Origin of the sequence: Microbacterium sp. (assembly GCF_031988965.1) — a bacterium.
Taxonomy (GTDB): domain Bacteria; phylum Actinomycetota; class Actinomycetes; order Actinomycetales; family Microbacteriaceae; genus Microbacterium.
In genome coordinates this window covers 10184-18333 of the sequence record NZ_DALZXX010000050.1, presented here as the reverse complement: position 1 = coordinate 18333, position 8150 = coordinate 10184, and the positions used below count along the sequence as shown (strand labels likewise).

Genomic DNA, 8150 nt, shown 5'->3' with positions numbered 1-8150 from the left:
CTCGGCGCAGCAGCGTCTCGCCTTCGGGCCCGCCGGTGAGCGCCACGACCACGCGCTCGCGCGCCTGCCAGGTGCCCTCGATGCCGTGGTCGGCGCGGTAGCTGCGCAGAGCGCTGTCGACCTCGTCGGCGAGCCACAGCAGCGCCAGTTCACGCAGTGCTGTGAGGTTGCCGAGGCGGAAGTAGTTCGACAGCGCGGCGTCGATCCGCTCGGCGGGGTACACGAGGCCCGCCGACAGCCGGTCTCGGAGCGACTGCGGGGCGAGGTCGACGACCTCGATCTCGTCGGCCGCGCGCACGACGGCATCCGGGATCGTCTCCTGCTGCGCGATGCCCGTGATCTTCTCGACCACCGCGTTCAGCGAGTCGATGTGCTGCACGTTGACCGTGGTGACCACGTCGATGCCCGCGGCCAGCAGCGCGTCGACGTCCTGCCAGCGCTTCGCGTTCTGCGAACCGGGGGTGTTCGTGTGCGCGAGCTCGTCGACCAGCGCGATCTCGGGATGCCGCGCCAGCACCGCATCCAGATCCATCTCGCTCAGCGGCACGCCCCGGTGCTCGTCGACCCGCCGAGAGACCTCGGGGATGCCGATGGTCTGCGCGGCCGTCGCCGCGCGCTCATGGGTCTCGACGATCGCGATCACGACGTCGCGGCCCTCGCCGAGCAGCCGCTTGCCCTCGGCGAGCATCTCGAAGGTCTTGCCGACACCGGGGGCCGCGCCGAGCAGCACGCGGAGTCGGCCGCGCTTGCCGTGGCGCTCTGCCGTCATTCGCCCTCCCGCTCATCGAGCGCGAGATTGAGTTCTGCCGCATTGAGGCGCTCGTCGCCGAGGAATCCCAGATCCCGCCCTTGAATCCTAGACTCCACGAGGTCCTGCACCTCCTGTTCGCTGAGTCCCCGCTCGTCGGCGATGCGCGGCACCTGCAGCAGGGCGTAGGCGACGCTGATGTGCGGGTCGAGGCCGGAACCGGATGCCGTCACGGCGTCGGCCGGCACGGCATCCGGGCTCACGCCCTCGCGCTCGGCGATCGCCGCCTTGCGCTCCTCGATCGCGGCGACGAGGTCGGCGTTCTCCGGGCCGAGGTTGCTGCCGCTCGATCCGCGGCCGTCGTAGCCGTCGCCGGCGGCCGACGGGCGTGACTGGAAGTACTCGGGCAGCGCCTCGCCGTCGGCATCCGTGAAGGACTGTCCGATCAGCGAGCTGCCCTTGTCGTCAGGCAGGGGCGAGCCGTTCGCCTGGAACGGCAGGAGCAGCTGACCGATGCCGGTGACGACGAGCGTGTAGCCGACGCCGAGCACGAGGGTGAGCACGAGCATCGCGCGGACGGCGACACCGGCGGTGCGAGCCGCGGTGCGAGAGGAGGACATGGGATGCCTTTCAGGAAAGTCGGTGGTCGAGCGAGGAGCCGCCCGGTCGTTGAGCGAGGAGCGAAGCCCCCGCCCGGTCGTTGAGCGAGGAGCGAAGCCCCGAGACGAAACGCGGTGAGGCTCGCTCAGAAGCCGGGGATGAGGGTGATGACGAGGTCGATCAGCTTGATGCCGATGAACGGCGCGATCACACCGCCCAGGCCGTACACGAGCAGGTTGCGCTGCAGGATCTGGGAGGCGCTCGCCGGTCGGTACTTCACCCCTCGGAGTGCGAGCGGGATGAGGAAGACGATCACGATCGCGTTGAAGATGATCGCGCTGGTCACGGCGGATGCCGGCGAGTGCAGCTGCATGATGTTGAGCGCCGCGAGCCCGGGGAAGACCCCCATGAACATCGCCGGGATGATGGCGAAGTACTTGGCGATGTCGTTCGCGAGCGAGAACGTGGTGAGCGCTCCGCGGGTGATGAGCAGCTGCTTGCCGATGCGCACGATGTCGATGAGCTTGGTCGGGTCGGAATCGAGGTCGACCATGTTGCCGGCCTCCTTCGCCGCCGACGTGCCGGTGTTCATCGCGACTCCGACATCGGCCTGGGCCAGCGCGGGGGCGTCGTTCGTGCCGTCGCCCGTCATCGCGACGAGTCGGCCGCCCTCCTGCTCGCGCTTGATCAGCTCGAGCTTCTGCTCGGGCGTCGCCTCGGCGAGGAAGTCGTCGACACCGGCTTCCTTCGCGATCGCGGCGGCGGTCAGCGGGTTGTCTCCGGTGATCATGACCGTGCGGATGCCCATGCTGCGCAGCTCCTCGAACCGCTCGCGCAGGCCGTCCTTGACGATGTCCTTGAGGTGCACGACGCCGAGGATCCGGCCGGTCGTTGAGCGAGGAGCGAAGCCTTCATTCCCGGTCGTTGAGCGAGGAGCGAAGCCCCGAGACGAAACGCCCTGATCTGCGTTGAACGCTTTGTCACCGCGTTTCGTCTCGGTCGCTGGCGCGTCCTCGCTCAACGACCGAGAGCTGCTCAACGACCGGTGGGTGGCGTTGTCAGCCATCCGCACGGCGACCACCAGAGGCGTCCCGCCGCTCGACGCGACGCGGTCGGTGAGGGCGGTCAGCTCGGCATCCGTGTCGAGGCCCATCCACGCGCTGACCGCCGAGCCTGCGCCCTTGCGGATCTGCGTGCCGTCGGCCAGGTCGAGACCCGACATGCGGGTCTGCGCGGTGAAGGGCACGATCACCGCATCCGCCGGTTCCTCGACGCGGATGCCGTGCAGCGTCGCCAGCTCGACGATCGACGCGCCCTCGGGCGTGGGGTCGGCGAGCGACGAGAGGGCCGCGATGCGCAGCAGTTCCTCGGCGTCGACATCCGACAGGGGCAGCACCTCGTGGGCGCGGCGATTGCCGTAGGTGATGGTGCCGGTCTTGTCGAGCAGCAGCGTCGTGACGTCTCCCGCGGCCTCGACGGCGCGGCCCGACATCGCGAGCACGTTGCGCTGCACGAGACGGTCCATGCCGGCGATGCCGATGGCCGAGAGCAGGGCGCCGATCGTGGTCGGGATCAGGCAGACGAGCAGGGCGATCAGCACCGGGATGCTGACGGGCGACGCCGCATACGAGGCGATCGGGTTGAGTGCGAGAACCACGACGACGAACACGATCGACAGGCTCGCGAGCAGGATGTTGAGCGCGATCTCGTTCGGCGTGCGCTGGCGGCTCGCGCCCTCGACGAGAGCGATCATGCGGTCGACGAAGGTCTCGCCGGGCTTCGAGGTGATGCGCACGACGATGCGGTCAGACAGCACGCGCGTGCCTCCGGTGACGGCGCTGCGGTCGCCGCCCGATTCGCGGATGACCGGGGCGCTCTCGCCCGTGATCGCCGATTCGTCGACGGTCGCGATGCCGGCGACGATGTCACCGTCGCCCGGGATCAGCTCGCCCGCCGTGACGATCACGACGTCGTCGCGCTGCAGCTCGGCCGACGAGACGTCGACCGTCTCGGAGCGCTCTGCCGAGACATCCGACGAGGCGTCGTACCTGGCGACCTTGCGGGCCATCGTGCTGGTGCGGGTCTTGCGCAGGCTCGCGGCCTGGGCCTTGCCGCGGCCCTCGGCCACCGACTCGGCGACGTTGGCGAACAGCACGGTCAGCCACAGCCAGATCGCGATGCCCCACGTGAACGGTGCGGGCACCGGGGTTCCGCCCGAGTCGGCGGGGCCGCCGAGGAAAGGCTCGGCGATCGCGAGCACGGTCGTGAACGCGGCGCCGACCCAGACGAGCAGCATCACGGGGTTGCGCACGAGGGAGGCGGGGTTGAGCTTGCGCAGTGCACCGGGCAGAGCCTGGGTCAGCTGCGCCCAGCCGAACGAGCGGGGCGGTGCATCCGGGGCGGATGCCGAAGCATCCTGCTGTTCCGACGGTGTCTCCGAGGGGGTGGTGATGAGTGTCATATCAGACGAGTCCTTCAGCGAGGGGTCCCAGTGCGAGCACGGGGAAGTAGGTGAGAGCCGTGATGATGACCGCGACGGCCGAGAGCAGGCCGACGAACTGCGGTCGGTGCGTGGGCAGGGTTCCGGTGGTCTCCGGCACGCGCTGCTGCGCGGCGAAGGATCCGGCCAGCGCCAGTACGAGCACGATCGGGATGAACCGGCCGAGCAGCATCGCGATGCCGAGCGCGGTGTTGAACCACGGAGTGTTCGCGGTGAGACCGGCGAACGCCGAGCCGTTGTTGTTCGCGGCCGAGGTGAAGGCGTAGAGCACCTCGCTCATGCCGTGCACACCGGGGTTCAGGATGCTGGTCGCCTCGACGTCCGCGCGGATGCCCGGGATCGCGAAGCTCAGCGCCGTGCCGATCAGCACGAGGGTGGGCGTCACGAGGATGTACAGGCTCGCGAGCTTGATCTCCTTCGGCCCGATGCGCTTGCCGAGATACTCGGGGGTGCGGCCGACGAGCAGTCCGCCGACGAACACCGCGATGATCGCAAGCACGAGCATGCCGTAGAGACCGGAACCGACACCGCCGGGGGCGACCTCGCCGAGCATCATGTTGAGCATCGGCATCATGCCGCCGAGCGCCGTGTACGAGTCGTGCATCGAGTTGACCGCACCGGTCGACGTCAGGGTGCTGGCGCTGCCGAACAGGGTCGAGCCGAGGATGCCGAAGCGCACCTCCTTGCCCTCCATGGCGGCACCTGCGAGCTCGGGGGCGCTGCCGCGGCCGGCGAGTTCGAGGGCAGAGAGGGCGAAGGTCGAGATGAGGAAGATCGTGCCCATCACCGCGGCGATCGCGTAGCCCTGGCGGTTGTCGCCGATCATGCGGCCGAACGTGCGGGGGAGTGCGAACGGGATCACGAGGATCAGCAGGATCTGCAGCAGGTTGGTCCACCCGGTCGGGTTCTCGAATGGATGCGCGGAGTTGGCGTTGAAGAAGCCGCCGCCGTTCGTGCCGAGCAGCTTGATTGCTTCCTGCGAGGCGACGGGTCCGCCCGGGATGGTCTGCGTGCCACCCGAGACCGTCGTCACATCGGTGAACCCGGCGAAGTTCTGCACCACGCCTCCGGCGATCAGGGCGATGGCGCCGATCAGCGCGATCGGCAGCAGGATGCGTCCGAGGCCGCGGATCAGATCGACCCAGAAGTTGCCGATCGTGGTCGAGCCGCGACGGGCGAGGCCGCGGATCAGCGCGACGGCGACCGCCAGGCCGACGGCGGCGGAGACGAAGTTCTGCACCGTGAGGCCCGCGAGCTGCACGGTGTAGCCCATGGTCTGCTCGGGCGAGTACGACTGCCAGTTGGTGTTGGCGACGAACGATGCGGCGGTGTTGAACGCCAGGCCCTCGGGCACGGCGGGGAGGCCGAGCGACTCGGGCAGGAACGCCTGCAGCCGCTGCAGTCCGTAGACGAGCAGAAGCCCGACCACGGAGAACGCGAGGACGCCGCGTGCGTACGCCCGCCAGGTCTGCTCGGACGACGGGTTCACGCCGATGAGGCGGTAGATGCCACGCTCGACCTTCAGGTCACGGGGCGTGGAGTAGACGTGAGCCATGTAGTCGCCGACCGGACGGTACAGCAGCACGATGGCGACGATGAGCACGGCGGCCTGCAGGATGCCCAGCCAGATGTCGGCGCCCATCAGAACCTCTCCGGGGCGACGAGAGCCACCACGAGATAGACGACGGCGGCCACGGCGAGGGCGGCGGCGATGATCTCGAAGACGATCACAGTCGCTCCACCCCCTTCGCGACCAGGGAGACGAGGGCGAACAGCGCGAGAGTCAGCGCGATGTAGATGATGTCGAGCACGAGACTCGATACAACTCCCGTGCAGGGACCGATATGACGATCCTCACGCTTTGCGTACGGCGATGTACGGGGATGCATGCGAGATGCTCACGCGGGGTGGATCCGACTCTCCTTCGTCGTGTTGTCGCATCCGGCCGTCGTCGTTCGTGGTTCAGGTAGAAGGCGACCGGTTCGGGTGGTCTCGGAGATGAGAGGCGCGGTGACGACGTGTACAACGATCCGATGATGGCGAGTGTTCTCCATCGGCTGGAGGCCGAGGAGGCGGCGGAGGCCATCGAGCGGCGTCGCGTCGCGCTCGAGCATCCCGGCATGATCAGGCGGTCGACTCTGTGGGCTCGCGCCCGCGGTGCCTGGACAGCCGCCTCTTCTCCCCGACGCCTCGAGGGGGAATGATCGTGATGACGGCCGGTTCACTGCTGATCCCGCTCGTCCGACCGGATGGAGACAGTACGAACGAGGCGGGGGGACGATGCCCGGAAGCCGCGGTGCGTCATCACACGATGACCTCGGATGCCGCGAAGACGCGACGCGCTGACATCGACGCGCGCGTCGCCCGGGTGTATCGCGAGGAGTGGGCGCGGATCGTCGCCGGACTGACTCGGCGTTGCGGCGATCTGGGTCTCGCCGAGGAGATGGCCGCAGAGGCGTTCGCCTCCGCCGTCGAGAGATGGCACGACGAGGGCGTGCCGCCGAATCCGGGCGGGTGGATCGCGACGACGGCCTATCGCAAGGCCGTCGATCGGCTGCGCCGGGAGTCGTTGCGCGACGCGAAGCAGCGGGAGGCGCTGATGCTGGAGGATCCGGAACCACCCGAGCCGACCGGCGCCATCGACGATGACCGGCTGCGTCTGCTGTTCACCTGCTGCCACCCCGCCCTGTCGCTCGAGGCGCGCGTCGCGCTGACGCTCCGGATCGTCGGCGGCCTCACGGTCGAGGAGATCGCGCGAGCCTTTCTGATGCAGGAGTCCGCCGTGCGCCAGCGCATCACGCGGGCGAAGTCGAAGATCAAGACCGCGCGGATCCCCTATCAGGTTCCGGCGCCCGAGGATCTGCGCGAGCGCATCGACGGCGTGCTGGCCGTGCTCTATCTCGTGTTCAATGAGGGCTACTTCGCGTCCGGGGGCGATATGCCGGCGCTCCGTGGCGAGCTGACCACCGAGGCGATCCGGCTGACCCGTCTCGTCAGGGAGCTGCTGCCCGACGACGCAGAGGTCGAGGGGATCCTGGCTCTCATGCTGCTGAGCGAGTCGCGCTCTCGAGCCCGGATCTCGGCAGGCGGAGAGCTGGTGCGACTCGACGAGCAGGATCGCGGGCTGTGGGATCGGGAGCTGATCGACGAAGGCCTGTCGCTTCTCGCCCGACGGCGCCGCTCGGCGCACGGTCGCTACGCCCTGCTCGCCGAGATCAATGCGGTGCATACGGCTGCTGACGACGCACGGCGCACCGACTGGCCGCGCATCGTCGAGCTGTATGAGCAGTTGGAGCGCGTCGACCCGAGTCCCGTCGTCACTCTCGGCAAGGCCGTGGCGATCGCCGAGCGGGACTCGCCCGAGCTGGCGCTGGTCATCGTCGAATCGGTGAGCGATGTGCTGGCGGACTTCCACGGCTTGCATGTGACCCGGGCTGAGCTGTTGCGCGCGGCGGGCAGACCGACCGACGCGGTCGGCGCGTACGACCGTGCGATCTCGTCGGCGAGCAATGACGCCGAGATCACCCACCTGACCCGGCGCCGCGACGAGCTCGCGGCATCCCTCACGCCCAGGGAGTCCGGGCGCACAGTGAATGGAGAGAGCAGATGAGCAACAAGTACCTCGTGATCCACATGAGCGACCCGACCGGCGAGAAGATGCCGCGCGATGAAGACCAGCGCCTGCTCGGTGAGTGGGCGCAGGAGGGTGACGCGGCCGGGCGGTTGGGCGACGGTGCGCCCGTCGCCGGCCCCGAGGAGGCGAAGTCGGTCGCAGTGCGCGACGGCAAGGTCCTCGTCACCGACGGCCCGTTCCCCGAGTTCAAGGAGTGGTTCGCCGGCTACGACCTCCTGACCGCCGAATCGATCGACGAGGCGGCGAACTTCATGGCGAAGCATCCCAGCGCCATGATGGGGCGGGTGTACATCCTGCCCGTGGTGAAGCTCCCCTGGGACGAGGACTGAGGTCCGCCGCCGACCCGAGCACGGCGAAAAAGAGCGCGGCGGGTCGGGGCGATCTACACTCAGCGAGTGAGCGCGACCCGACGGCGGCTGGGGCCGGGGACGATCATCGTCCTCGCGCTGGTCGTGGCTGCCGCTGTCTGCCTCGTCACGGGGCTGCTGCCGCAGTCGGATGCCGGGGCACTCGGCGCCCGCATCGCCCCCGTGCTGGGGTTCGTCGTCGCGATCACCGTCGTCGCCGAACTCGCCCGCGACGCGGCGGTCTTCGACGTCGTGGCGCAGCGCCTCGCGCGGTGGGGCCGCGGCCGGGTCGCGCTGCTCTGGGCATCCGTCGTACTGCTC

Annotated in this window: 7 protein-coding genes and 2 pseudogenes; 3 read left to right on the top strand and 6 right to left on the bottom strand. The window is 69.0% G+C overall.

The genetic code is table 11. The annotated features are described in order from the left end of the window. The 6 genes and pseudogenes from RTM68_RS10340 to RTM68_RS10315 all read right to left on the bottom strand — a co-directional run. Positions 1 to 769, bottom strand: a pseudogene (locus tag RTM68_RS10340) (histidine kinase); the annotation flags it as partial. Beyond that, positions 766 to 1368, bottom strand: a complete 603-nt coding sequence (kdpC, locus tag RTM68_RS10335; protein WP_312170573.1) for a potassium-transporting ATPase subunit KdpC — start codon at positions 1366 to 1368, stop codon at positions 766 to 768. The gene kdpC and the pseudogene RTM68_RS10340, both read right to left, overlap by 4 nt. Positions 1369 to 1493: 125 nt before the next feature. Next, positions 1494 to 3809, bottom strand: a complete 2316-nt coding sequence (gene kdpB, locus RTM68_RS10330) for a potassium-transporting ATPase subunit KdpB (protein WP_312170571.1) — start codon at positions 3807 to 3809, stop codon at positions 1494 to 1496. Between the two features lies 1 nt (position 3810). Continuing rightward, the gene (gene kdpA, locus RTM68_RS10325) at positions 3811 to 5490 is read right to left on the bottom strand and encodes a potassium-transporting ATPase subunit KdpA (RefSeq protein ID WP_312170570.1); all 1680 of its coding nucleotides are present in this window, start codon (positions 5488 to 5490) and stop codon (positions 3811 to 3813) included. Then, positions 5490 to 5579 carry a potassium-transporting ATPase subunit F gene (locus RTM68_RS10320; RefSeq protein ID WP_136055757.1) on the bottom strand — a complete coding sequence of 30 codons (90 nt, stop codon included), beginning with the start codon at positions 5577 to 5579 and terminating at the stop codon, positions 5490 to 5492. Before RTM68_RS10320 ends, kdpA begins: the two co-directional genes overlap by 1 nt. Further along, positions 5576 to 5737 carry a hypothetical protein gene (locus RTM68_RS10315; RefSeq protein ID WP_312170566.1) on the bottom strand — a complete coding sequence of 54 codons (162 nt, stop codon included), beginning with the start codon at positions 5735 to 5737 and terminating at the stop codon, positions 5576 to 5578. Before RTM68_RS10315 ends, RTM68_RS10320 begins: the two co-directional genes overlap by 4 nt. Before the next feature lie 320 nt (positions 5738 to 6057). Between RTM68_RS10315 and RTM68_RS10310 the strand changes: the two genes are divergently transcribed. The 3 genes and pseudogenes from RTM68_RS10310 to RTM68_RS10300 form a co-directional block, all read left to right on the top strand. Continuing rightward, a complete protein-coding gene (locus RTM68_RS10310) occupies positions 6058 to 7458 on the top strand; it encodes a sigma-70 family RNA polymerase sigma factor (RefSeq protein WP_312170565.1) in 1401 nt (466 codons plus the stop codon). Then, complete coding sequence (locus tag RTM68_RS10305; protein ID WP_312170564.1) at positions 7455 to 7811, top strand: YciI family protein; 357 nt, start codon at positions 7455 to 7457, stop codon at positions 7809 to 7811. The genes RTM68_RS10310 and RTM68_RS10305 overlap by 4 nt, the downstream gene beginning before the upstream one ends. A 66-nt stretch (positions 7812 to 7877) precedes the next feature. Continuing rightward, a pseudogene (locus RTM68_RS10300) lies at positions 7878 to 8150 on the top strand (arsenic transporter); the annotation flags it as partial.

Excerpts from the sequence above, each read along its gene's own strand:
- RTM68_RS10310 (WP_312170565.1), top strand. The coding sequence starts at position 6,058 with ATGACGGCCGGTTCACTGCTGATCCCGCTCGTCCGACCGGATGGAGAC.
- kdpB (WP_312170571.1), bottom strand. The coding sequence starts at position 3,809 with ATGACACTCATCACCACCCCCTCGGAGACACCGTCGGAACAGCAGGAT.
- RTM68_RS10315 (WP_312170566.1), bottom strand. The coding sequence starts at position 5,737 with ATGCATCCCCGTACATCGCCGTACGCAAAGCGTGAGGATCGTCATATC.
- kdpA (WP_312170570.1), bottom strand. The coding sequence starts at position 5,490 with ATGGGCGCCGACATCTGGCTGGGCATCCTGCAGGCCGCCGTGCTCATC.
- RTM68_RS10305 (WP_312170564.1), top strand. The coding sequence starts at position 7,455 with ATGAGCAACAAGTACCTCGTGATCCACATGAGCGACCCGACCGGCGAG.
- kdpC (WP_312170573.1), bottom strand. The coding sequence starts at position 1,368 with ATGTCCTCCTCTCGCACCGCGGCTCGCACCGCCGGTGTCGCCGTCCGC.